General features: G+C 74.5%; 20 protein-coding genes. 5 read left to right on the plus strand and 15 right to left on the minus strand.

The window, feature by feature from the left end; all coding sequences use genetic code 11:
• Nucleotides 1-27: 27 nt before the first annotated feature.
• The 5 genes from KPL60_RS02060 to KPL60_RS02080 are packed head-to-tail and all read right to left on the minus strand — an operon-like array spanning nucleotide 28 to nucleotide 5,378.
• On the minus strand, nucleotides 28-750 hold the full coding sequence (locus tag KPL60_RS02060) for a GolD/DthD family dehydrogenase (RefSeq protein WP_226364703.1): 723 nt from the start codon (nucleotides 748-750) through the stop codon (nucleotides 28-30).
• Nucleotides 750-1,247 carry a ribose-5-phosphate isomerase gene (locus tag KPL60_RS02065; protein WP_226364704.1) on the minus strand — a complete coding sequence of 166 codons (498 nt, stop codon included), beginning with the start codon at nucleotides 1,245-1,247 and terminating at the stop codon, nucleotides 750-752. Before KPL60_RS02065 ends, KPL60_RS02060 begins: the two co-directional genes overlap by 1 nt.
• A complete protein-coding gene (locus KPL60_RS02070; protein WP_226354821.1) occupies nucleotides 1,244-2,962 on the minus strand; it encodes a dihydroxyacetone kinase family protein in 1,719 nt (572 codons plus the stop codon). The genes KPL60_RS02065 and KPL60_RS02070 overlap by 4 nt, the downstream gene beginning before the upstream one ends.
• Nucleotides 2,959-4,290, minus strand: a complete 1,332-nt coding sequence (locus KPL60_RS02075; RefSeq protein ID WP_226354820.1) for an RbtT/DalT/CsbX family MFS transporter — start codon at nucleotides 4,288-4,290, stop codon at nucleotides 2,959-2,961. The genes KPL60_RS02070 and KPL60_RS02075 overlap by 4 nt, the downstream gene beginning before the upstream one ends.
• Entirely contained in the window at nucleotides 4,287-5,378 is a 1,092-nt protein-coding gene (locus KPL60_RS02080; protein WP_226354819.1) for an alcohol dehydrogenase catalytic domain-containing protein, read from the minus strand. The genes KPL60_RS02075 and KPL60_RS02080 overlap by 4 nt, the downstream gene beginning before the upstream one ends.
• Before the next feature lie 154 nt (nucleotides 5,379-5,532).
• Between KPL60_RS02080 and KPL60_RS02085 the strand changes: the two genes are divergently transcribed.
• On the plus strand, nucleotides 5,533-6,483 hold the full coding sequence (locus KPL60_RS02085) for a sugar-binding transcriptional regulator (RefSeq protein WP_226364705.1): 951 nt from the start codon (nucleotides 5,533-5,535) through the stop codon (nucleotides 6,481-6,483).
• A 116-nt stretch (nucleotides 6,484-6,599) separates the two neighbouring features.
• Here KPL60_RS02085 and KPL60_RS02090 read toward each other — a convergent pair whose 3' ends face one another.
• The 3 genes from KPL60_RS02090 to KPL60_RS02100 are packed head-to-tail and all read right to left on the minus strand — an operon-like array spanning nucleotide 6,600 to nucleotide 9,510.
• Entirely contained in the window at nucleotides 6,600-7,457 is an 858-nt protein-coding gene (locus tag KPL60_RS02090; RefSeq protein WP_226354817.1) for a phosphoribosylaminoimidazolesuccinocarboxamide synthase, read from the minus strand.
• Entirely contained in the window at nucleotides 7,454-8,872 is a 1,419-nt protein-coding gene (purB, locus tag KPL60_RS02095) for an adenylosuccinate lyase (RefSeq protein WP_226364706.1), read from the minus strand. The genes KPL60_RS02090 and purB overlap by 4 nt, the downstream gene beginning before the upstream one ends.
• 53 nt (nucleotides 8,873-8,925) lie before the next feature.
• Nucleotides 8,926-9,510, minus strand: a complete 585-nt coding sequence (locus tag KPL60_RS02100; protein WP_226354815.1) for a TetR/AcrR family transcriptional regulator — start codon at nucleotides 9,508-9,510, stop codon at nucleotides 8,926-8,928.
• Between the two features lie 222 nt (nucleotides 9,511-9,732).
• On the opposite strand from KPL60_RS02100, the gene KPL60_RS02105 reads away from it, so the two are divergent.
• From KPL60_RS02105 to KPL60_RS02115, 3 genes are all read left to right on the plus strand, one after another.
• Nucleotides 9,733-10,788 (plus strand): threonine aldolase family protein, encoded by a 1,056-nt coding sequence (locus KPL60_RS02105; RefSeq protein WP_255655231.1) that lies wholly within the window; start codon nucleotides 9,733-9,735, stop codon nucleotides 10,786-10,788.
• A gap of 366 nt (nucleotides 10,789-11,154) precedes the next feature.
• On the plus strand, nucleotides 11,155-12,111 hold the full coding sequence (locus KPL60_RS02110) for an ATP-binding cassette domain-containing protein (RefSeq protein ID WP_226364707.1): 957 nt from the start codon (nucleotides 11,155-11,157) through the stop codon (nucleotides 12,109-12,111).
• Complete coding sequence (locus KPL60_RS02115) at nucleotides 12,108-14,258, plus strand: YhgE/Pip domain-containing protein (protein ID WP_226364708.1); 2,151 nt, start codon at nucleotides 12,108-12,110, stop codon at nucleotides 14,256-14,258. The genes KPL60_RS02110 and KPL60_RS02115 overlap by 4 nt, the downstream gene beginning before the upstream one ends.
• Nucleotides 14,259-14,265: 7 nt before the next feature.
• On the opposite strand, the gene KPL60_RS02120 is transcribed toward KPL60_RS02115, so the two are convergent.
• From KPL60_RS02120 to acs, 7 genes are all read right to left on the minus strand, one after another.
• Complete coding sequence (locus KPL60_RS02120) at nucleotides 14,266-15,384, minus strand: pyridoxal phosphate-dependent aminotransferase (protein ID WP_226364766.1); 1,119 nt, start codon at nucleotides 15,382-15,384, stop codon at nucleotides 14,266-14,268.
• Between the two features lie 166 nt (nucleotides 15,385-15,550).
• Nucleotides 15,551-15,760 carry a hypothetical protein gene (locus tag KPL60_RS02125; RefSeq protein WP_139282823.1) on the minus strand — a complete coding sequence of 70 codons (210 nt, stop codon included), beginning with the start codon at nucleotides 15,758-15,760 and terminating at the stop codon, nucleotides 15,551-15,553.
• Nucleotides 15,761-15,958: 198 nt separating this feature from the next.
• The gene (gene purD / locus KPL60_RS02130; RefSeq protein WP_226364709.1) at nucleotides 15,959-17,227 is read right to left on the minus strand and encodes a phosphoribosylamine--glycine ligase; all 1,269 of its coding nucleotides are present in this window, start codon (nucleotides 17,225-17,227) and stop codon (nucleotides 15,959-15,961) included.
• Nucleotides 17,228-17,277: 50 nt separating this feature from the next.
• Entirely contained in the window at nucleotides 17,278-18,228 is a 951-nt protein-coding gene (locus KPL60_RS02135; RefSeq protein ID WP_226354810.1) for an alpha/beta fold hydrolase, read from the minus strand.
• 6 nt (nucleotides 18,229-18,234) lie between these two features.
• Nucleotides 18,235-18,756 carry a phage holin family protein gene (locus KPL60_RS02140; protein WP_178374796.1) on the minus strand — a complete coding sequence of 174 codons (522 nt, stop codon included), beginning with the start codon at nucleotides 18,754-18,756 and terminating at the stop codon, nucleotides 18,235-18,237.
• A gap of 133 nt (nucleotides 18,757-18,889) precedes the next feature.
• The gene (arfB, locus tag KPL60_RS02145; protein WP_226354809.1) at nucleotides 18,890-19,315 is read right to left on the minus strand and encodes an alternative ribosome rescue aminoacyl-tRNA hydrolase ArfB; all 426 of its coding nucleotides are present in this window, start codon (nucleotides 19,313-19,315) and stop codon (nucleotides 18,890-18,892) included.
• A gap of 73 nt (nucleotides 19,316-19,388) precedes the next feature.
• The gene (acs, locus tag KPL60_RS02150; RefSeq protein WP_226364710.1) at nucleotides 19,389-21,365 is read right to left on the minus strand and encodes an acetate--CoA ligase; all 1,977 of its coding nucleotides are present in this window, start codon (nucleotides 21,363-21,365) and stop codon (nucleotides 19,389-19,391) included.
• Nucleotides 21,366-21,701: 336 nt separating this feature from the next.
• On the opposite strand from acs, the gene KPL60_RS02155 reads away from it, so the two are divergent.
• The gene (locus KPL60_RS02155; protein ID WP_226364711.1) at nucleotides 21,702-22,454 is read left to right on the plus strand and encodes an oxidoreductase; all 753 of its coding nucleotides are present in this window, start codon (nucleotides 21,702-21,704) and stop codon (nucleotides 22,452-22,454) included.
• The last annotated feature ends 900 nt before the right edge of the window (nucleotides 22,455-23,354 follow it).

Below are 23,354 nucleotides of genomic sequence, written 5' to 3' on the forward strand. Positions count from 1 at the left end.
ATCGGCGGGCGTTCTCGGCAGGTCTCCTCAGCGGGCCGTGAACCCGCCGTCGACCCGCAGCTCGGCGCCGTTGACCATCGCGGCCTCGGCCGAGGCCAGGTAGACCACGGCCGCGGCGATCTCCGACGGCTCCGCGAACCGCCGCGCCGGGATCTCGGCGCGGTGGGAGTCCCCGGCCGGGTTGTCCCACGCCGCGCGGCCCAGGTCGGTGAGCACGACCGTCGGCGACACCGCGTTGACCGTCACCCCGTGCGGCCCCCACTCGACGGCGAGGGTGCGGATCAGCCCGGTGATCCCCGCCTTGGACGCGCAGTAGGCGGCGTGCTGCTCCAGCCCGCTGCTCGCCGCCTGCGAGGCGAGGTTCACGATCCGCCCGTACCCGCGCTCCACCATGACCCGGCCCGCGGCCCGCGCCATCAGCCAGGACCCGGTGAGGTTGACGTCCAGGGTGCGGCGCCAGTCGTCGACCCCCAGCTCCAGCGCCGGGGCGAGCAGCGCGATCCCGGCCGAGTTGACCAGCACGTCGACCCGGCCGTGCCGGGCGACGACCTCGTCGACGCAGGCCTCCGCCGCGTCGGGGTCCGCGACGTCGACGACGTGCGCCGACGCGCAGACCTCCGGGACGCCGTCGGTGCGCAGGTCCGCGGCGGCGACCACCGCGCCCTGCCCGGCGAGTGCCCGGGCCGCCTCGGCGCCGATGCCCGACGCGGCCCCGGTGACCAGCGCGACCGAACCGGTGAGGTCGAACATCAGCAGTCCGTCCCGACGGTCTCCGCCCCGGCCGGGCCGCCGCGGTCGTAGGTGTCGAGCGCGGCGACCTTCTCCGCCGAGGCGCTCGCCGGGTCGAAGCGGTGGTCGAGCCAGCCGTCGACGAGCGTGCGGGCCAGCTCCAGCCCGACCACGCGCTGGCCCATGCAGAGGACCTGCGCGTTGTTGGACTTCACCGAACGCTCGACGGAGAACGGGTCGTGCGCGGTGACCGCGCGGACACCCGGCACCTTGTTCGCCGAGATCGCGACGCCCAGCCCGGTCCCGCAGATGAGCAGGCCGCGGTCGGCCTCGCCGTCGGCGATCCGGCGTGCCGCGGCGACGCCGATGTGCGGGTAGGCGGTGTGCCCGTCCGCGCCGACGCCGACGTCGACCACCTCGGCGACGCGGTCGTCGGCCTCCAGGTCGGCCTTCAGCCTCTCCTTGTACTCGTAGCCGGCGTCGTCGGCGCCGACGACGATGCGGAGCTTCCCGCTCATGTCTCCTCCTCCAGCACCTGTGCGACGGCCGTCGCGACGAGTCCCAGCGACACCGCCCCGGCGTCGGGGGTGCCGACGCTCTTGTCCGCCAGCGGGCGGGCCCGGCCGATCCGGGGCCGCAGGTCGGCGGTGTCCCGCGCCCGGGCGGTCGCGACCTCCGCCGCCGCGGCCCACGCCCCGGCGAGCGGGTCGCCGTCGCCGACCCGGCGCTCCAGCTCGTCGACGAAGGGCAGCAGCGCGTCGAGCAGGGTCTTGTCCCCCGCCCGCGCCCCACCGAGCTGCTCGATGGTCGTCGCGAACTCGCGGATCCCTGCCGCGACGGTCGCGGCCGGGTAGCCGTCGGCGGTGTCACCGAGGTGCCGCCCGAGTGCCTCGAGCGCCGCGCCCCACAGCACCCCGGAGGTGCCGCCGGCGCGCTCGGCCCAGGCCTGCCCGGCCTGCTGGAGCACCCAGCCGCCGCCGACGTCGTCGCCGAGCTCGCCGACCCGGGCGGTGGCGGCGGTGATGCCCTTGAGCATGCCGCGGCCGTGGTCGCCGTCGCCCGCGACGGCGTCGATCCGGCCCAGCTCGTGCTCGTGGGAGCGGATCGTCGACTCCGCCGCCGCCAGCGCGGCGCGGACGGTGCCCGCGAGCTCCCGGGCCGCGTCGCTCGCCGCGGGCGCGGTGACGACGGCGTCGGCCTCGGCGAGCTCGTCGGCGGTCGGCTCGCGCAGCGCCGCCAGCGGTGCGGCGGTCTTGCGGTAGGCGGGGGTGTAGGCGTCCGCCCGCCACAGCGGCTCCAGCTCGTCGTCGAGCCACATCAGGGTGAGCGAGCAGCCGCCCATGTCGAGGCTGGTCACGAGCTCGCCGACCTCGGGGTCGACGATCTCGTACCCGGCGTCGCGCAGCCGCGGCGCGACGTGGCGCCACAGCAGGAACAGCTCCTCGTACTTCGTGGTGCCCAGCCCGTTGAGGATCGCCCCGACCCGGCCGGGCGCTCCCGTGGGCGCGTGCTTCAGCACGTCGTCGACCAGCAGCTCCGCCAGCTCGCGGGCGGGCAGCATCGGGACGTCGCGGATGCCGGGCTCGCCGTGGATGCCCAGGCCGAGCCCGAGGTGTCCCTCGGGCACCGAGAACAGCGGCTCGTCCTCGCCGGGCATCGTGCAGCCGGTGAACGCGACGCCGAGGCTGCGGGTGGCCGCGTTGGCGGCCCGGCCGAGCCGCTCGACCTCGTCGATGTCCGCGCCGCGCGCGGCGGCGGCGCCCATCGCCTTGAACACGGTGAAGTCGCCGGCGATCCCGCGGCGCCGCGACTCCTCCTCGGCGGACGCGACGTCGTCGGTGACGACCACGATGCGGGTGTCGATCCCCTCCTCGCGCAGCCGGTCGGCCGCGATCCCGAAGTTGATCGTGTCGCCGGCGTAGTTGCCGAAGCTGAAGACCACACCGCGGCCCTGGTCGGCGGCCTTCGCGACCGAGTACGCCTGGGCCGCCGACGGCGAGGTGAAGATGTTGCCGACGACGGCGCCGTGCGCCATCCCCGGCCCGACCGTCCCGCAGAACGCCGGGTAGTGGCCCGAGCCGCCCCCGATGACGACGGCGACCTGCGGGCCGCCGTCGCCACGGTGGGCGACCACGCCGCCGTGCACCCCTCGGACACGGTCGGCGTAGAGGTCGAGGAAGCCGTCGAGCTGGTCGTCGGCGAACGTGGCGGGGTCGTCGTAGATCCTGGTCACGAGGTCTCCTTCACCGGGGTCGCGACGGCGGCGCGCGGCTCGGGGGCGTCCTGCGGGACGTTCAGGAACGAGACCATCACGAAGGCGGCCGCGTAGAGGGCGACGAAGGCCCACACGACGCCGACGTTCCCGGCCCCGACCCCCAGCATCAGCGCGACGACGCCGGACCCGAGGAACGCGGCACCGCCCGCGGCGGTCGTGTACATGGCCATCGCGGCGCCCTTGTGGTCGGGTGCGAGCGCGGGCATGATCGCGCCCATCGGGACGAACCCGGCGAGCAGGCAGCCGAAGATGCAGCCCGCGGCGACCGAGACCCAGAAGCCCCAGGTCGATCCGGCCGGGACGGCGTGCGGCACGTACCACCACAGCAGCAGGCCCACGGCCGAGCCGAACACACCGAACCACTGCACGGTGCGCCGCCAGCCCCAGCGGTCCCCGACCGCGCCGAACACCGCGTTGACCAGGATGTTCGTCGCGTAGACGAACACGGTCATGGTCAGCCAGCGGCTCTGGCCCCAGCCGAGGTCCACCGCGATGACCGTCGGCAGGATGATGAACATGCCGTACTGCGGCGCGGTGTTGATCAGCCGGACCAGGAAGCCCATGAGGATCTTCGGGTTCGACGCGGTGAGCCGCAGCCCGGCGGTGAGCACCTGGGCGGTGGTCTCCCCGGCCGGGGCGAGGCGCCGGGTGGCGTGCGGCTCGCGCACCCCGAAACGGGCGATCAGGAACCCGGCGACGACGAGCACGGTCGAGCCGACCATCGCGGCGGTCTCGCCGCCGGTGCCCCCGCCGAAGGCCGGGATCATGCCGAGCGCGAACAGCGAGCCCAGCGTGGGCAGGCCGCCGGTGAACATGACGTAGAACCAGCCGACCGCGACGCCGTTGCGCGAGTACGGCGTGACGACGTTGATCCACACCAGGAACGCGAACGCGAAGAGCGGGTAGCCGAGGCCGCGCAGGAAGTAGGTGGCCGCGACCAGGCCGATGCTGCCGAGCTGCAGGCTCAGCAGGAACAGCACCTCGAACACGACCCAGACGACGACGCCGAGGGTCATCACCCGGCGCGGCCCCCACAGGTCGGCCAGCGCACCGGACAGGTAGCTGGCGACGAGCACGGCCAGGCTGTAGCCGGCGATGATCGTGGCGACGGTCGCCTCGGGCGAGCCGAGGACCGCCTCGATGTGCGGGGAGATGAAGTTCGACTCGGTCCCGTTGCCGGTCATGAAGACGAGCACGCCGAGGAAGCCCCAGCGCAGGGAGTGCGGGATGCCGATGCGGTCGAGGAAGGTCTCGCGCGGTGTCGTCGTCGACATGGCGGCCCTCACGCGTTCGGGAGGATCGAGACCTTGACCGACGACCCGGACGTGTCGCCGACGAGGTCGAGGGCCTTCTGGAACTCCGCGAGCGGCACCTGGTGGGTGCAGATGTCGGAGATCGGGAGCTTGCCGTCCTCCAGCATCTTGATCGCGGCGGGCCAGCAGTGCGGGCCGAGGTGGGCGCCGCGGACGTCGAGCTCCTTGTCGTCGGAGATGATCGACCAGTCGACGGTGACGTCGGACCCGAACACCGAGTACTCGACGTAGGTGCCGAGCTTGCGCAGCAGGTTGAGTCCCTGGGCGACGGCCGGGACGGCGCCTGAGCCCTCCAGGTAGACGTCGGCGCCGTAGCCCTCGGTGAGCTCCCGGACCCGGGCGACGGCGTCCTCGCGGGAGATGTTGATCGTGAGGTCGGCGCCGGTGCGGCGGCCGAGCTCCAGCTTCTCGTCGTCGAGGTCGAGCGCGATCAGCAGCCGCGGGTTCTTCGCGCGGGCGCCGGCGATCAGGCCGAGGCCGATCGGGCCGCATCCGGCGACGACCACGACGTCGTCGAAGGTGATGGTGGCGCGCTCGACGGCGTGCAGCGCGCAGGACAGCGGCTCGGCGAACGCGGCGTGGTGCGGCTCCAGGTCCGGCGAGACCCGGTGCACCCGGGCACGGGTCGGGACCAGCATGTACTGGGCCATCGCGCCGTCGAAGTTGCGGAAGCCGAACATGTCGTGCGGCCCGCACATCCAGTACTGGCCGCGCAGGCAGTAGCGGCACTGCTCGCACGGGACGATCTGCTCGCAGGCGACGCGGTCGCCGACGGACACGCCGTGCAGGGCGAGGCCCTCGTCGTCGCCGGAGACGATCCGGCCGACGAACTCGTGGCCGGGCGTGACGCCGGTCTGGGCCCAGGCGGGGCGGTTCTCGTCGCCCCAGAACTTCGCGGCGCCGTGGTAGCACTTCAGGTCGCTCGCGCACACGCCCACGGCCTCGACCTGCATCAGCAGCTCGCCGGGGCCGGGAGCCGGGACGTCGACCTCCTCCAGGCGGTAGTCCTCGGGGCCGTGTACGACGACGGCCTGCATCCGGGTCGGGATCTGGTCTGCCACGACGGAACCTCCATTGGTGCCATGCGGGGTGCTGCATGCGACTGGTTCTGAGCATGCGTTCCGACGTGAACATTCGTCAACACATCCGTTCCTGATTGAACAAACGTGCAGTAGGCTTGACTGGTACCGGTCCGACACGGCGGAGGAGGTGGCGATGGCGCCGCACGACGTCTCCCGGCGCGACCTGGGGCTCATGCACCGGGCCGCACGGCTGTACTACGTCGACGAGCTCAACCAGGCCGCGATCGCCGACCGGCTCACCGTGTCGCGTCCGACCGTCTCCCGGCTGCTCGCCGAGGCCCGCCGGGTCGGGATCGTGCAGATCACCGTGCACGACCCGGACTCGCTGCACACCGGCGGCGACGACGCGCCCCGGCTCGCCGCCGCGCTCGGGCTTGACCGGGTGTGGCTGGCCCCGCGCCCCGCCACCGACCTCGGTCAGTCGCTCGCCGAGCCGGTCGGCGAGGCACTGCGGGAGGCCGGGCTGCGCGCGGGCGACGTCCTGCTCGTCTCCTCCGGGCGCACCGTGTGGGAGCTCAGCCACACCGCGCTGCCCGCGCTGGCCGGCTGCGAGATCGTGCCGACCGTCGGCGGGGTCGCCGAGCCCGAGGCGTGGCACCAGACCAACGAGATCGTCCGGTCGGTCGCCGAACGCGGGCACGGGCGCCCGCACTTCCTGTTCACCCAGGCCATGCCGTCACCGGCGATGAGCCGCACGCTCGCCGAGGACCCGGAGTTCCGGCGGGTCACCGGGTTCTGGGCGCGCGCGCAGGCCGCGCTGGTCGGTGTCGGCGCCCCGCCCGCGGGCCGCGCGTCGATCTCGACCTCGGTCCCGCTCGACGACGAGGGCCTCCAGGACGGCGTCGGCGACGTCTGCCTGAACTTCTACCGCGCCGACGGTCGCCCGATCGCCTTCCCGGGCAGCGACCGGATGGTGCGGATCTCCCCCGAGCAGCTGCGACGGGTACCGCGGACGATCGCCGTCGCCGTCGGGGAGGAGAAGGTGCCGAGCATCGTCGGCGGGGCGCGGGCGGGCCTGTTCAACCGCCTGGTCACCGACGCCCCGACCGCCCAGGCCCTCCTCGACGCCCTACCCCCGACCTGACCCCCACCCCTCGCCGCCCCGTGGCGACCCGCAGCCACCCGTGGCGCCCCGCGCGCGGGTCGCCACGGCCCGCGACGGGTCGCCACGCCCGCCGGGCGCGGGGTCAGGACGCGAGGTCAGGCGGTGGGTGAGGTCCAGGGGGTGCCGGTGATGCGGCGGTAGACCTCGGCGTAGCGGTCGTGGACGACCTTCACGACCTCGTCGGGGACTTCGGGGCCGGGCGCGGTGCGGTCCCAGTCCAGCCCGGCGGACCAGTCGCGGACGTACTGCTTGTCGAAGGAGAACTGGACCCGGCCGGGCTCGTAGGAGTCGGCGGGCCAGAACCGCGACGAGTCCGGGGTGAGCACCTCGTCACCGAGGACGATCTCGCCGGAGGTGTCCCGGCCGAACTCCAGCTTGGTGTCGGCGACGATGATCCCGCCCTCGGCCGCGGACTCGGCGCCGCGCCGGTAGACCTCCAGGGTCAGGTCCCGCAGCCGGGTCGCGGTGTCGGCGCCCAGCTGCGCCACGACGTCGTCGAAGGTCATGAACTCGTCGTGCTCACCGACCGGCGCCTTGGTGGTCGGGGTGAAGATCGGCTCGGGGAGCTTCGAGCCCTCGACCAGGCCGGCGGGCAACGTGACGCCGGAGACGGCGCCGGTGCGCTGATACTCCTTCAGCCCGAGCCCGGTGAGGTAGCCGCGAGCGATGCACTCGACCGGCAGCATCTCCAGCGGGCGGCAGCGGACGGCGCGCCCGGCGGACTCGGCGGGGATGTCGTCGGTCCCGATGACGTGGTTGGGCACGAGGTCGCCGGTGCGCTCGAACCAGTACAGCGACAGCGCGGTGAGGATCGCGCCCTTGTCCGGGACGGGCGTCGGGAGCACGACGTCGTAGATCGACAGCCGGTCCGAGGCCACGAGCAGCAGCTGGGCCGGGTCGCGGGACTCGTCGAGGTAGAGCTCGCGGACCTTGCCGGAGTGGACGAGCCTCACAGGATGCCTCCGGGGGTGTAGGCGGCGGCCTCGGGGTGCTTCGCGGTGATCGCGGCGATCTTCTCCGTCACCGTGGTGACCTGCGCGGACGCGGCGCCGGTGAACCGCAGCGGGTCCTCCAGCAGCCGGTCCAGCGTGCCGGCGGGCAGGCCGAGCCGGTCGTCACCGGCGAGGCGCTGGAGCAGGTCGTTGTCGGCCTGGCCCTGCTCGCGCATCGCCAGTGCGACGGCGACCGCGTGCTCCTTGATGACCTCGTGCGCGGTCTCCCGGCCGACCCCGGCGCGGACGGCGGCCATCAGCACCGCGGTCGTGGTGAGGAAGGGCAGGTAGCGGTCGAGCTCGCGGGCGATCACGGCCGGGTAGGCGCCGAACTCGTCGAGCACGGTCAGCGTGGTCTCGTAGAGGCCGTCGAGGGCGAAGAACGCGTCCGGCAGCGCGACGCGGCGCACCACCGAGCAGGAGACGTCGCCCTCGTTCCACTGGGAGCCGGCGAGCTCGGCGGTCATGACCGACAGGCCGCGCAGGATCACCATGAGGCCGTTGATGCGTTCCGCGGAACGCGCGTTCATCTTGTGCGGCATGGCGCTGGACCCGACCTGGCCGGGGGCGAAGCCCTCGGTGGCGAGCTCGGCACCCGCCATCAGCCGGATCGTCGTGGCCAGCGACGACGGCGCGGCGGCCAGCTGCACCAGCGCGGTGACGACGTCGTGGTCGAGCGAGCGCGGGTAGACCTGCCCGACGCTGGTGAACGCCTCGGCGAACCCGAGGTGGGTGGCGACCCGCTGCTCCAGCTCGTCGAGCTTGGCCGCGTCGCCGTCGAGGAGGTCGAGCATGTCCTGGCTGGTGCCCATCGGGCCCTTGATCCCGCGCAGCGGGTAGCGCGAGCGCAGGTCCTCCAGCCGGGCGTGCGCGACGAGCAGCTCGTCCGCGGCGGAGGCGAACCGCTTGCCCAGGGTGGTGGTCTGCGCGGCGACGTTGTGGCTGCGCCCGGCCATGACCAGCTCGGCGTACTCCGACGCGCGACGCCCGAGCCGCGCCAGGACCGCGACGGTCCGGTCGGCGACGAGCTCCAGCGACAGCCGGATCTGCAGCTGCTCCACGTTCTCGGTGAGGTCGCGGCTGGTCATGCCCTTGTGCACGTGCTCGTGGCCGGCGAGGGCGTTGAACTCCTCGATGCGGGCCTTCACGTCGTGCCGGGTGACGCGCTCGCGGGCGGCGATCGAGCCCAGGTCGACCTGCTCGACGACGGCCTCGTAGTCGTCGATGACCGACGACGGCACCTCGATGCCGAGGTCGCGCTGGGCACGGAGCACCGCGATCCACAGCCGTCGCTCCAGCTGGATCTTGTACTCCGGAGACCAGAGGCGGACCAGCTCGGGGCTCGCGTAGCGCGCGGCCAGCACGTTGGCAATCACGTGGCGCGATGATAATGGCTGGTGGGGGCCCTGTGACCGGCGGGAGCGCGGCCTCACACCCGGGGCAGGGACTCCAGCACCTCGTGCAGCGCCTCCCGGCCGACCGCACGCGGGTCGGGGTCGGCCTCGATCAGCGCGGTGAGCACGACGCCGTCGACGAGCGCGGTGAGCCTGCGGACCTCCCCCGGCCCCGGGCGACGGCCGGTCGCGCGGGTGAGCGCCTCGTCGAGCAGGGCGTCGAACTCGACGCGCTGGGCGCGCAGCAGCCCGGCCAGGAACGGGCGACGGCCGGACCCGATCAGCCGCTCGAACCGGGCCAGGACGGCGTCGAGGCCGTCGGTGCGCGACCGCGGGCCGAGCAGCAGGTCGAGCACGATCTCGGCCGGGTCGTCACGGCGGGCCAGGCAGGCGTGCGCGTCGGCCAGCTCGGCGTGCGCCAGCCGGTCCAGCGCGGCGCAGACCAGGTCCTCCAGCGAGGAGAAGTAGTAGGTCGTGGCCGCCAGCGGCACCCCGGCCCGCTCGGCGACGGCGCGGTGCCGGATCGCGTCGAAACCGCTCTCGGCGAGCAGGTCCGCGGCCGCCGCGACGAGCAGGGCGCGGCGCCGCTCACCCTTCTCGGTCTGCTTCGGGGCCGCCATCGCCACATAGTGCCAAGACAGGACCCGTCCGGACGAGTGAGATACCGGACTCGACGCCCAGGTCGGACGGGGTGACCGTGACCGTTTCGTGACCCTGCCGTTCTCACCGCCGCGGGGATGGAACACACTGGTGGTGTGCGCCCGTCACCCAGAAGCCGCTGGTCACCGCGCGGTGGTGCGCGCGGGGCGGCGGCCGCCCCGGCCCCCGGCGAGCCCGTCGACCTGCGATCGGACACCGTCACGCTGCCGACCGAGGCGATGCGCCGGGCGATGGCCGAGGCCGAGGTCGGCGACGACGTGCTCGACGGCGACCCCACCATGCGCGAGCTGGAGGAACGGGTCGCGGGCCTGCTCGGCGCCGCCGACGCGCTGTGGACGCCCACCGGCTCGATGGCGAACCTGATCGCGCTGATGAGCCGGCTCGGCCGCGGCGACTCCTTCCTCGCCCCCCAGGGCGCGCACGTGCTCGACTTCGAGCTGGGCACGGCCGCCTGGCTGGCCGGCGGGATGCCGCGGCCCCTGCCGCACGACGCGGGCCCCGGCAAGGTCACCGCGGCCGCCGTGCGCCGGGCCGCCGCCGACGACGGCTTCTACGCCTCCCTGCGCCCGGTGCTGCTGTGCCTGGAGAACACCCACAACTCCGCGGGCGGCACCGTGACCGCACCGGAGGAGCACGCCTCCGTCGCCGCCGCGGCGCGGGCCGCCCGGCTCTCGGTGCACCTCGACGGCGCCCGGCTGTGGAACGCCGCGGTCGCGCTCGGGGTCCCGCCGGGCGCGCTGACCGTCGGCGCCGACACGGTCGCGGTCTGCCTGTCCAAGGGGCTCGGCGCGCCGGTCGGGTCGGTCGTCGCGGGGTCGGCGGAGTTCGTCGAGCACGCCCGGCGGCTGCGCAAGATGCTCGGCGGCGGCGTCCGGCAGGGCGGGGTGCTGGCCGCGGCCGGGCTCGTCGCGCTGGAGGACATCGACCGGCTCGCCGAGGACCACGACCTCGCGACGCGGCTCGCCGCCGGGCTGCGCGAGCGCGGCTGGCGGGTCCGCGAGCCGCAGACCAACATCGTGCTGGTGGACGTGGCCGACGTGCGCGGCACGATCGCCGCGTTCGCCGAGGCCGGGGTCCGCGCCGGCGCCATCGCGGGCAAGCTGCGGCTGATGACCCACCGCGACGTCGGCGGCAAGCACATCAAGGCGGCGCTGGACCGGATCGGCGAGGTCGGCCCGTCCAGCACCGGCTCCCCCGGCGGCCCCGCGCCGCTGCCCCGCACCGCCCTCGGCGGCTGAGCCCCCGGGGCCCCGCCCCGCGCCGCCCTCCGCCGGCGCTCCGGGTCGCCTCCGGCCCCGGCGCCGGACGTGCCCGCGGCACCCCGGGCCGGGCGCTCCGGGCGCCCCTCGTCGCCGCCGTCACAGTGTCGCGCCGGGTCAACTCACTGTCGTCCGAGGTCAAGTCGGCCCGCACGATCGGGTCCACACTGGGCGACGGCCGGACGCCGGAGCAGGCGTCGGCCTAGGCTTCCGCCGCCGTCGCGCCCGTGCGTACGCACCACCGGGCGCCGGTGGCTCCGACCCACGACCGGTGCCGGTGAGCTGCGCGGACCCGCGATCGCCGGGTGTCGTGCGGCCCGGGGCGCCCAGGACAGCAGGACCGTCATGACCAGCTCCGCCCCCTCGCCCGCTCCCGATCCCGAGGCCGCCCCTGATCCCGAGGCCGCCCCCGGCCCCGAGGCGGCCCTCGTCGCCGAGGGCGTCGCCGTCGACGGCACCCACGGGGTGCTGCTCGAGCCGACCTCGCTGCGCGCCGTCCCCGGTTCGGTGCTGCTGGTCGCGGGCACCCCCGGCTCCGGGCACACCGCGCTGGCGCTGGCGCTGGCCGGGCGAATGCGGCCCGACCACGGCACCGTGACCCTCGACGGCGACGACGACCCGCGCCGCCTGCGCCGCGCCGTCGCCGTCGTCGACACGCCCGGGGTCAGCGAGCCGGAGCCGGTGCTGCCGCTGCGGACCGTCGTCGGAGAGGAGCTGGCGATGGCCGGGCGCGGCACCACCCCGCGGGCGGTCACCGAGTGGCTGGGCGCGCGGGGCGCGCAGAGCTGGGTGCGCTCGCGGTTCGAGGACGTGCCCGCACCCGTCCGGATCGGGCTGATGACCGCACTCGCCGCGTCCCGCCCCGGGGTACGGGTGCTCGTGCTGAGCGCGCCGGACCGGCACGGCGGCACCCCGGTGACCTGGTGGCAGGTGGCCTCCGAGCACGCCCGCGCCGGGTTCGCCGTCGTCGTGACCTGCACCGAGGGATCGGCGGCGCTGCTGGGGGTGCCCGGGGTGCGGCTCGGCGGCGGCGACGCCGGCGCGCTGCCGGAGCCGCCCGGGCGGCACAGCAGGCCCGAGGACCCGACGGGGCCGCTGACCGTCGTCGCGCCGCAGGGGGCCGACGACCTGCCGCAGGGCTGGACCCGGCGGCTGCTGCGCCGCCGCCCCGCCGGGGCCGCGGACGCTCCGCCCCCCGGCACGGCGGAGCCCCCGCAGGACGCGGGTACGGCGATCCTGCCCGGGGCGGACCCCACCCCCGGGACCACCGACGGCGACGAGAGCACGGAGCGGACCTCATGAGCGCGATCAGGATGGCGATCAGCGAGCTGCGGCGGATCACCGCCGGGCGGCTGCCGGTCCTGGCCGTGCTCGCGCTGCTGATGATCCCGATGCTCTACGCGGGCTTCTACCTCTACGCCAACGGCGATCCCTACTCCCGCCTGGACCAGGTGCCCGCCGCACTCGTCGTCGACGACGCGGGCGGCACCGACGCCGACGGGAAGACGCAGAACGTCGGCCAGGACGTCGCGAAGGAGCTGACCGACTCCGGCTCGTTCGACTTCCACCGGGTCTCCGCCGCCGAGGCCGACCGCGGCGTGCGCGACAACGTCTACACCTTCGCCCTGACGATCCCGCGCGACTTCACCGCGGCCCTGCAGTCCTCCGGGGACTTCACCCCGCGCCAGGGGATCCTCGTGCTCACCACCAACGACGCCAACAACTACCTGGCCCGCACGATCGCCGACACCCTCACCACCCGGGTCCGCGAGTCGGTCGCCAAGGAGGTCGGGACGCAGGCCGCGGACCGGTTCCTCACCGGCTTCTCCACCATCCACACCAAGACCCAGGAGGCCGCGGACGGCGCCGGGAAGCTCGCCGACGGCGCGGCCACCGCCCACGACGGGGCCGGCCGGCTGGCGTCCGGCGCCGGTGAGCTGGCGACCGGGCAGCGCAAGCTCCTCGACGGCGCCCAGCAGCTCTCCGGCGGCGCGGGCGAGCTCGCGACCGGGGCCGGGACCCTCGCCACCGGGGCGGGCACCGCCGCGACCGGGGCGGACCGGCTGTCCTCGGGCGCGGGCGAGCTCGCGACCGGGCTGGGCACCCTGCGCAGTGCCACCGCCGACCTGCCCGCGCAGTCGCGACAGCTGGCCGACGGCGCCCGCCAGGTCGCCGACGGCAACGCGCAGCTGGCCGCGGCCGGGGACCGGGTCGCGCAGGAGAGCGCCCGGCTGGCCGACCAGCTCGACGCCGCCGACGGCACGATCGCGGCGAACCTGCGCGAGCGCGGGTTCACCGAGGAACAGGTGCAGCAGGCCCTGGCCGCGCTGGCGACCGCGAAGCAGCCGCTGGTCGACGGCAACACCCGCGTCCAGCAGGTGTCCGGGCAGCTCGACCGCCTCGGTTCCGGCGCGGGGCAGGTCGCCGACGGCGCCGAGCAGCTCGCCGCGTCGGCCCCGCAGCTCAGCCGCGGCATCGCGAGCGCCGCCGACGGCGCCGGGACCCTGCGCGACGGCGCGGCTGAGCTGTCCGGCGGCGTCCGGAAGCTCTCCGCCGGCGCCACGCAGCTGTCCACCGGCGCCACCGCGCTGCGGACCGGGGCGGACCAGCTCGTCGCCGGGGAGCGCACCGCCGTCGACGGGACCGACCGGCTCGCCGACGGGGCGCGCCGGCTCGACTCGGGCACCGGTGAGCTCGCCACCGGCGCGACGCAGCTGCACGACGGCCTGGCCTCGGGCCTGGACGACATCCCGAACCCGGCCCCGGGCGTCCGGGAGGCGACCGCCGCGAACATCGGCGACCCCGTCGCCACCCGCGACGTCGCCTACTCCCAGGCCGATACCTACGGCGCCGGACTGGCCCCGTTCTTCATGGCGCTCGCCACCTGGATCGGCGGCTACGTGCTGTTCCTGCTGGTCCAGCCCCTGTCCCGACGGGCGATCGCGGCCGGGCAGAGCCCGCTGCGCATCGCGCTGGGCGGCTGGATCCCGGCCGGACTGCTGGGGGTCGTACAGGTCACCGGCATGTACGCGGTGGTGTCGCTGCTGCTGGGGATCACCCCGGTGCACCCGTTCGCGACGCTGGCGCTGCTGTGGCTGACCTCGATGACGTTCACCGCGATCGTGCACGCCCTCAACGCCCTGCTCGGCGCGGTCGGGCAGTTCCTCGGGCTGGTCCTGATGGTTCTGCAGCTCGTCTCGGCGGGCGGCACGTTCCCGTGGCAGACCATCCCCGGGCCGCTCTACCCGGTGCACCACGTGATGCCGATGGGCTACGCCGTCGACGCGCTGCGCCACCTCATGTACGGCGGTGAGCTGGCCGGGGTCGTCGGGACGGCGGTGCCGGTGCTGCTGGCCTGGTTCGTCGGGGCCCTGGCGCTGGCGACGTTCGCGGCGTACCGCAAGCGGGTGTGGACGGCGACGGCGGTGAAGCCCGAGCTGGTGCTCTGAGGCCCGCTCAGACCCAGGCCCGCAGCCGCTCCAGCGCCTCGGTGATGCCCTCGGGCGTCCCGGCGCCGGAGAAGCGGATGTAGGCGCCGCCGTCGACCGGGTCGAAGTCCTGCCCCGGTGCGACGGCGATGCCGGTCTCGGCGAGCAGCCGGTAGGTCAGCCCCATCGAGTCCTCGCCCGCGCGCAGCAGGTGCGCGATGTCGGCGTAGACGTAGAACGCGCCGTCGGCGGGGGCGAGCCGGGTGATCCCGAGCCCGCGCAGGCCGTCGAGCAGCAGGTCCCGGTTGCGGCCGTAGCGCACGACGTGGGAGTCGGCCTCGGCGTAGCTCGCCTCGTCGAACGCGGCGAGCGCCGCGTGCTGGGGCAGCGCGGGCGGGCAGACGGTGAAGTTGCCGGCCAGCCCCTCCACGGTCCGGCGCAGCCGCGGCGGGCACACCAGCCAGCCGAGCCGCCAGCCGGTCATCGAGAAGTACTTCGAGAACGAGTTGACCAGCACGGCCTCCCGCGAGGTCTCCCAGGCGCTGCTCGTCGCGGGGCTGCCCGGGAACGTGATGCCGTGGTAGATCTCGTCGCTGACGAGCTGGATGCCGCGCTCCTCGCAGTACGACGCGAGCGCCGCCAGCTCGGCGGGGTCGAGGACGGTGCCGGTGGGGTTCGCCGGGCTGGCCACGATCAGGCCCTTCACCGGCTCGTCGAGCGCCTCGAGCATCTCCACGGTGGGCTGGAACCGGGTCGCCGGACCGCACGGCAGCTCGACGACCTCGCAGCCCAGCGCGGCGAGGATGTTGCGGTAGCAGGGGTAGCCGGGGCGGGCCATGGCGACGCGGTCGCCCGCGTCGAACGCGGCGAGGAAGGCGAGCAGGAACCCGCCGGAGGACCCGGTGGTGAGCACGACGTCGCCCGGGTCGACCTCCAGGTCCCGGGTGCGCCGGTAGTGCCCGGCGACGGCCTCGCGCAGCTCCGCGATGCCGGGGGCGACGGTGTAGCCGAGTACCTGCTCGTTCAGGGCGGCGACGGCGGCCGCGCGCACCGGTTCCGGCGCCGGGGTCGACGGCTGCCCAGCCGAGAGGTTGATCAGGTCGCCGTGGGTGCGGGCCCGTTCGGCGGCGGCCGCCCAGACGTCCATGACGTGGAACGGGGCGACGGCGGCACGGGCGGCGACGGTCAGGCGGGTCACGCCGCCGAGCCTAGGCGGCGGCCCCGCACGGGACCGGACCGCGCGCCCGGGCGGGAGCCCGCTCCCGGGCGCGCGGTCGTTCACGAACCGGGGCGGGCGCGGGGCCCGCCCGGTGTCACTCGGCCTCGAAGCCCAGGGCGTCGACGACGGCGCCGATCTGCGCGTCGGTGTCGGCGACGGTGTCGTCGAGGTACTCGGCGACCGGGGTCAGCTCGGCCGCCTGCGCGGTGCCGGTGAGCGCCAGGGCGGCGAGCGGCGCGGCGACGACGCCACCCACGAGGGCGAGGGCGCGACGACGACGGGCCTGCTGGGGAGCGTGGGCCATGGTGATCCTCCTGTGGTTCAGGGACACCGGCTGTGCCCCTGTGCCACAGGACGATTCCTCGACGAACCGGTGGAGATCAAACCCTGGTGTCCGGTTTTACCGGCTCTTCATGATCATCGAACAACCGGATACGGAGGCCCAGGTCAGGCCATTCGGACTATTGGCGTTGCGCCATGCGGCGGTAACACCCGCGCAACATCAGGCCTGCGCGACGGGCACGCTGACCTCTCCGCGCTCGGCCTTCAGACCGATGTCGGTGCGGTGGTGCGAGCCCGCAAGGCGGACCGGCTCCAGGCGGGCGTAGGCCTCGGCCCGGGCGGCGGCGAGGTCGGAGCCGGTGCCCACGACCGACAGGACGCGCCCGCCGGAGGAGACGACCGCGCCGTCGTCGCGGCGACGGGTGCCGGCGTGCAGCACGCCCTCCCCCTCGGCGCCGGTGATGACGTCACCGAGCCGCGGGGTGGCCGGATAGCCCTCCGCGGCGACGACGACCGTCACCGCCGACCCGTCGGCCCACTCGATCGCGGGCTGCTCGGCGAGGGTGCCGGTCGCGGTGGCGAGCAGCAGCTGCGACAGCGGGGTGCGCAGCAGCGCCAGCACGGCCTGGGTCTCCGGGTCCCCGAAGCGGCAGTTGAACTCGATGACCGCCGGGCCCTGCGAGGTCAGCGCGAGACCGGCGTAGAGCAGCCCGGTGAACGGGGTGCCGCGGCGCGCCATCTCCTCGGCGACCGGCGCGACGACCCCGGCGACCAGCTCCTCGGCGAGGTCCTCGCCCGCCCAGGGCAGCGGGCAGTAGGCGCCCATGCCGCCGGTGTTGGGGCCGGAGTCGTCGTCGCCGACGCGCTTGAAGTCCTGCGCGGGCAGCAGCGGCACCACGGTGGCGCCGTCGACGAGGCAGAACAGCGACGCCTCGGGGCCGTCGAGGAAGGACTCCAGCAGCGCCGGGTGGCCGGCGTCGAGCAGCCCGAGGGCGTGCGCGCGGGCCACCTCGATGTCGCCGGACACGACGACGCCCTTGCCCGCGGCCAGCCCGTCGTCCTTGACGACGTAGGGCGGGGTGAACACCGACAGCGCGGTGTCGAGGTGCGCCGGGTTGTCAACGACGACCGACGAGGCCGTCGGTACCCCGGCCGCGCTCATGACGGCCTTCGCGAACGCCTTGGACCCCTCGATCCGGGCCGCCTCGGCGCTCGGGCCGAAGCAGGGGATGCCGGCCTCGCGCACCGCGTCGGCCGCACCGTTGACCAGCGGGCCCTCCGGCCCGACGACCACGAGGTCCGCCTGCCAGGTCCGCGCCACGTCGACGACGGCGCCGTTGTCGGTGACGTCGAGCCCGAGCTGCTCGGACACCGCGGCCGTCCCCGCGTTGCCGGGGGCGACAGCGAGCGCCGTCACCTCCGGGTCCTGCGCCAGAGCCACGGCGATGGCGTGCTCACGCGCACCGCTTCCCACGATCAGGATCCGCACGGTGGCCGAGCGTATCCGTGCACGTCGGACGACGGGGAACCGGTGTCCGCTCAGCCGTCGCAGCGTTGCAGGTGGGCCCCGATCAGCGCGGTGACGTGGGTGGGGTGCTCCTGCTGCGGGAAGTGCCCGGTGGCCGGGAGCGTGTGGTGGGTCAGCCCGGCACCGGCGAACCGCTCGTCGCCGCGCATGGTGGTGTCGAGCACGCACGGGTCGTCGGCGCCGTGCACCTGCAGCACCGGCACCCCGACCGGCCGGGAGAGCTCGCGGGCGAAGCGGCGGCCGTCGGGGCGCACCTGGGAGCGCATCGACCAGCGGTAGTACTCGAGGCTGCAGTGGGCGACGGTGGAGATCCGCATCGCCTCCGCGTTGCGGGCGACGGCGTCGGCGAAGTCGGTGGTGGCGGCCCACTCCGGACCCGCCCACGCCCGCATGATCCGCCCGACCCGGGCGCCGCCGTCGGCACGCAGGGAACGCTCCGGCAGCCGCGGCAGCTGGAACCCGGCCATGTAGCGGCTCGCGCGGCCCTGCCCGAGCGGGTCGCGCAGCACCGCGTCGCGCATGACGACCGGGTGCGGCGCCCCGAGCCCGGTGAGCGAGACGACCAGCCGCGGGTGCAGCGTGGCGACCGTCCAGCCGATCGCGGCACCCCAGTCGTGCCCGACGACGTGGGCACGCGGCTCCCCGAGCGCCCGGATCAGCCCGGCGCAGTCACCGGCGAGGGTCCACAGGTCGTAGCCGCGGGGCGTCTTGTCGGTGTCGCCGTAGCCGCGCAGGTCGGGCGCGACGACCCGGTAGCCGGCGTCGCCGAGGGCGAGGAGCTGGTGGCGCCAGGTCCACCAGAACTCCGGGAAGCCGTGCAGCAGCACGACCAGCGGGCCGGTCGGCGGGCCGTACTCGGCGAGGTGGATGCGGATGCCGTTGGCCGACACCGCGCGGTGCGTCCACGGACCGGGCACCCGGACGACCGAGGGGTCGGGCGGGGTACCGGTCGCTGCGGACACGCCGGATCAGCCCGCGGCGGCGTGCCGCCCGGAGGTGCCGTCGGCGATCTCGCGGACGTTGTCGCGGTCACCGCGGTGGCCGCGCTGGGCGAGCACCTGGGCGGAGTCCTTGAGCGAGTCGATGGTGCGCTCGGGCTTGCGGATCTTGCGGACCCGCAGGTAGCCGAGGAAGCCGAACAGGCCGGCGACGAGCAGCATGAACAGGAACGTGATCCCGAAGCCCGCGGCGCGGTTGAGCCACAGCGAGAGGAACTCGGCGAGGGTGAAGAACAGGTAGAACAGGCTGAACAGCCCGATCACCGCGGCGATCACGAAGAAGACGCTGCCCTGCACGCCCTTCTTCACCTCGGCCGTGACCTCGGCCTTGGCGAGCTCCACCTCCGACCGGACCAGGGTGGAGAGGTGGGTGGTGACGTCCTTCGCGAGGGCACCGAGGGACGCGTCGCGCGGCCCCGGCTCGTTCGTGAGCGGGATCGAGGGCAGGACCGGCGGAACCTCCGCGTTGCCCGACTGGCTGTTGCTGGCCACCGTCTTCCCTCCTGCTGGTGCACTCGCCTACCCGGGGCGCTGGGGATCCCCCGGACGGCCGTCGTTCGGTGAGCCGCCATCGTGCCACGGGGTCCGGCGACCCGCTCGGCTACGCCACGCCGGGGACACGGCCTCACTCGTCCGGGCGGCCGCGCAGTTTCTTGATCTGTCCGCGCCGGTTCTTGGCGTCGAGCCTGCGACGCTGCGACCCGCGCGTCGGACGGGTCGGGCGACGGGTGCGCGGGCCCGCCGCGGTCGCCTCGCCGAGCAGGGTCGCGAGCCGCCCGCGGGCGGCCTCGCGGTTGCGGAGCTGGCTGCGGTGCTCGGAGGCGACGACGGTCAGCACGCCGTCGACGAGCCGGTTCGCCAGCCGTGACAGGGCGCGGTCGCGCAGGTCCTCCGGCACGCTCGGCGACGCCGCGAGGTCGAAGGACAGCTCCACCCGCGAGTCGGTGGTGTTGACGCCCTGCCCGCCGGGGCCCGAGGCGCGGGAGAACCGCCAGTGCAGCTCGCGGGCGGGCACGACGAAGCCCCGCCGCACCTCGATCGGCTCGTCCACGCCGACCAGTGTCGCCGATCGGCCCCGGGTCCCGTGCGGTGTGCACGGGCCCGGGGCCGCCGGGACCGGAGGGTCAGTCCTCCTTGGACTCGCTCATGCCGGACGAGATCAGGTCCATCACCGACGAGTCGGCGAGGGTCGAGACGTCGCCGACGTCCCGGTTCTCGGCGACGTCGCGCAGCAGGCGGCGCATGATCTTGCCGGAGCGGGTCTTCGGCAGCTCCTCCACGACGAGGATCTGGCGCGGCTTGGCGATCGGGCCGATCTCCTTGGAGACGTGGTCGCGGAGCGCCTTGATGGCCTCCTCGCCCTTCGCCTCGTCCTTCGACGCGCTCCCGCGCAGGATGACGAACGCGACGATCCCCTGGCCGGTGGTCTCGTCCGAGGCGCCCACGACCGCGGCCTCGGCGACGGTCGGGTGGCTGACCAGCGCCGACTCCACCTCGGTGGTCGAGATGCGGTGCCCGGAGATGTTCATGACGTCGTCGACGCGGCCGAGCAGCCAGATGGCGCCGTCGTCGTCGTACTTGGCGCCGTCACCGGCGAAGTAGTAGCCCTGCTCGGCGAAGCGGGACCAGTAGGTGTCCTTGTAGCGCTCGGTGTCGCCCCAGATGCCGCGCAGCATCGACGGCCACGGCTTGTCGAGGACCAGGTAGCCGCCCTCGCCGTTGCCGACCGGGGTGCCGGTGTCGTCGACGACGGTGGCGGAGATGCCCGGCAGCGCGCGCATGGCCGAGCCCGGCTTGGTCGCGGTGACGCCCGGGAGCGGCGCGATCATCTGCGAGCCGGTCTCGGTCTGCCACCAGGTGTCAACGATCGGGCAGTTCTCCTTGCCGATCTTCTCCCGGAACCACATCCAGGCCTCGGGGTTGATCGGCTCGCCGACCGTGCCGAGCACCTTCAGCGAGGACAGGTCGTACTTCGCGGGGATGTCCTCGCCCCACTTCATGAACGTGCGGATCAGCGTCGGGGCGGTGTAGTAGATCGAGACCTTGTACTTGTCGACGATCTCCCAGTGCCGGCCCTCGTGCGGGGTGTTCGGCGTGCCCTCGTAGATCACCTGCGTAGCGCCGTTGGCGAGCGGCCCGTAGACGATGTAGGTGTGCCCGGTGACCCAGCCGATGTCGGCGGTGCACCAGTAGACGCTCTCGCCCGGCTTGTGGTCGAACACCACGTTGTGGGTGTAGGCGGACTGCGTGAGGTAGCCGCCGGAGGTGTGCAGGATGCCCTTCGGCTTCCCGGTGGTGCCCGAGGTGTAGAGGATGAACAGCGGGTGCTCGGAGTCGAAGGACTCCGGGGTGTGCTGGTCGGAGGCACCGTCGACGACGTCGTGCCACCACACGTCGCGGCCGTCGGTCCACGGCACGTCGGTCTCGGTCCGCTTGACGACGAGGACCTTCTCGATCGAGGTGCCCTCGACGGCCTCGTCGGTGTTCTCCTTCATCGGAGCCGGCTTGCCGCGGCGGTACTGGCCGTCGCTGGTGATCAGCACCTTGGCCTCGGCGTCCTCGATGCGCGCCTTGAGCGCGCCCGGGGAGAACCCGCCGAACACGACGCTGTGCAGCGCGCCCAGGCGGGCGCAGGCCAGCATCGAGAACACGGCCTCGGGGATCATCGGCAGCTGGATGGCGACGCGGTCGCCCTTGCCGACGCCCAGCTCGGTCAGCGCGTTCGCGGTCTTGGAGACCTCACGCTGCAGGTCGGCGTAGGTGATGGTGCGGGAGTCGCCGGGCTCGCCCTCCCAGTGGATGGCGACGCGGTCGCCGTTGCCCGCCTCGACGTGCCGGTCGGCGCAGTTGTAGGCGACGTTCAGCTCACCGCCGACGAACCACTTCGCGAACGGGGGCTGCCAGTCCAGGACGGTGTCCCACTTCGTCGTCCAGTGCAGCCGGTCGGCCTGCTCGGCCCAGAACCCCTCGCGGTCGGAGTCGGCGCGGTCGTACCAGTCGGCGGTGGCGTTCGCCTGCGACGCGAACTCCTCCGACGGCGGGAACGACCTGCTCTCGGTGGAGAGTGCGCTGAGCGCAGAACTCTTCTCGGACTCGGCCATGTCCTCGTGTCCTCCTCGACGCGGCGGGTCACTTCGGGCCGGCGTGGCGGCCTCGGGCGCACTCGGTGTGCGCGCACGTGTGCTGTCCGACGCTAGTGAAACGTCGTGGCCCGTGCACCGTCTGTCGGGACAGGTACGGACAGGACACAGCGGCCGGACCTGACCGTCCGCGCAGGCCGGGGGCCACTCCCCGGTGCGTCACGGGGGTTCGCGAGACCATCGACGGCGGACGGACGGACGTCCGGCGGTCGGTGGATCACCACGACCGGTCGCCGAGCGGTCCACACCGCAGGGGTACTACCCGACGGTAACCCACGGGTTGGGACGATGACGCCCATGGCCCGCCCCGCAGCAGCCGATCCGCTCGCCCCGCTCGCCGCCCTCCCCGGCGTCGCCGAGGCGGTCTCCCGCGCCCGCGACGCGGCCACCGAGGTGCACAACCAGCCGGTCAACCGGCGCGGCTGGCCCGCGACGGCCGCCGAGGCCGCCCTGCGCGCGGCCCGCTCCTCCGCCGCGGTCGACGGGGCACCGCTGCGGCCGGTCACCGCCGACCACGTCTCCGACCCGGTCCTCGCGGGCGCCGTCCGGATCGCCGACGAGCGCGCGAAGCTCCTCGACACCTGGGGTCGCGCGCCACTGCAGGGGCTCGCCCGGCTGCACGTGCTGGCCGCGGGCGACCTCGTGCCCGCCGCCGAGCACGAGCAGGTGCTGGGCAGGCCGCGCCCGGCGACGTCGGGACGGCTCGCGGCGCTGGCCGCCCTGATCGGCGGGGGCACCTCCGTGCCGGCACCGGTGCTGGTCGCCGTCGTGCACGGCGAGCTGCTGACCCTGGCCCCGTTCGGCACCGCCGACGGCGTCGTGGCCCGGGCCGCGGCCCGGCTGACCGCGATGTCGACCGGGCTGGACCCGCGCGGTCTGTCGGTGCCCGAGGTGGGGTTCCTGCGCCGCACCGCGGAGTACCGGGAGGCCGCGGCGGCGTTCGCGTCCGGGACGCCCGACGGTCTGGCCCGCTGGATCGTCCACACCTGCGCGGAGTGGGAGGCGGGCGGCCGGGAGGGCCTGTCGATCGCCGCCGCGCAGTCCGGCTGAGCCCACGCACTCGGCACGGGCCTCGCGCCCTCGGTCGAGCCGCTGCACCCCGGCCGAGCCGCCGCACCCCCGGCCGGGCCCCCGCACTCCGGCCGGGCCCGAACACGACAGAGCCGGGTGGTGCCCCGAGGGGCGCCACCCGGCCCGACGTGGGAACCGGCGTCCTGGCGTGCACTACGTGTCGTGTTGTGCGGCCTCGGCGCCCGGCGTCCCGGTTCGCAGGCCCACGACGACATGCCTCCCGCGGCGTGCTCGGCGTGGACGTGATCCGGTTCCCACGTACGGAGCCCGGTCAGGGGAGACGCCTCTTCTCCTCCGAGACGCCCCTGGCCCGGCCGGGGTCCGTGACTCCTTCGTAGACCCGGAACGTGATGTGGGCAACCCTCGCACCGGGATGCACCGGTTCAGCAGCACAGGGTGACCGTCGACGGCCGCCGGGTGGGTGGACGACGACGCCCGGACGGCGGTCGCGCCCGGCATCCGGGCCGCATTCCGGCCCGACACGGTCCGCACCGGTCGTCGGCCGCCCCGCTGTCCGCACCGGCACGGCGGCCCCACCACCCGCACCGGTCGCCGGTCGCTCCCTGCCCGCTCCGGTCGCCCCACTACCGGCACCGGCACGGCCGCCGCGGTACCCGCATCGGCACCGCCGGCCACGCCGTCCGCTTCGGCACGCCTGCCGCGCTACCCACATCAGCACGACCGGCCCACTCCCCGCACCGGCACGGCCGCCCCCTTGCCCGCACCGGCACGGCCGACCCGCTGCCCGCACCGGCACAGCCGGCCACGCCGCACCACGCCCGCCACACCGGCCCGCGAGGCTCCGTCGATCAGTGCATCAGCGCTGTTTGCCGGCGGCCGAGCAGCATTCATGTACTGATCGACGGTCGCCCCGGGGTG

Origin of the sequence: Pseudonocardia sp. ICBG162 (genome assembly GCF_020496225.1) — a bacterium.
In the GTDB taxonomy this organism is placed as follows: Bacteria; Actinomycetota; Actinomycetes; order Mycobacteriales; family Pseudonocardiaceae; genus Pseudonocardia; species Pseudonocardia alni.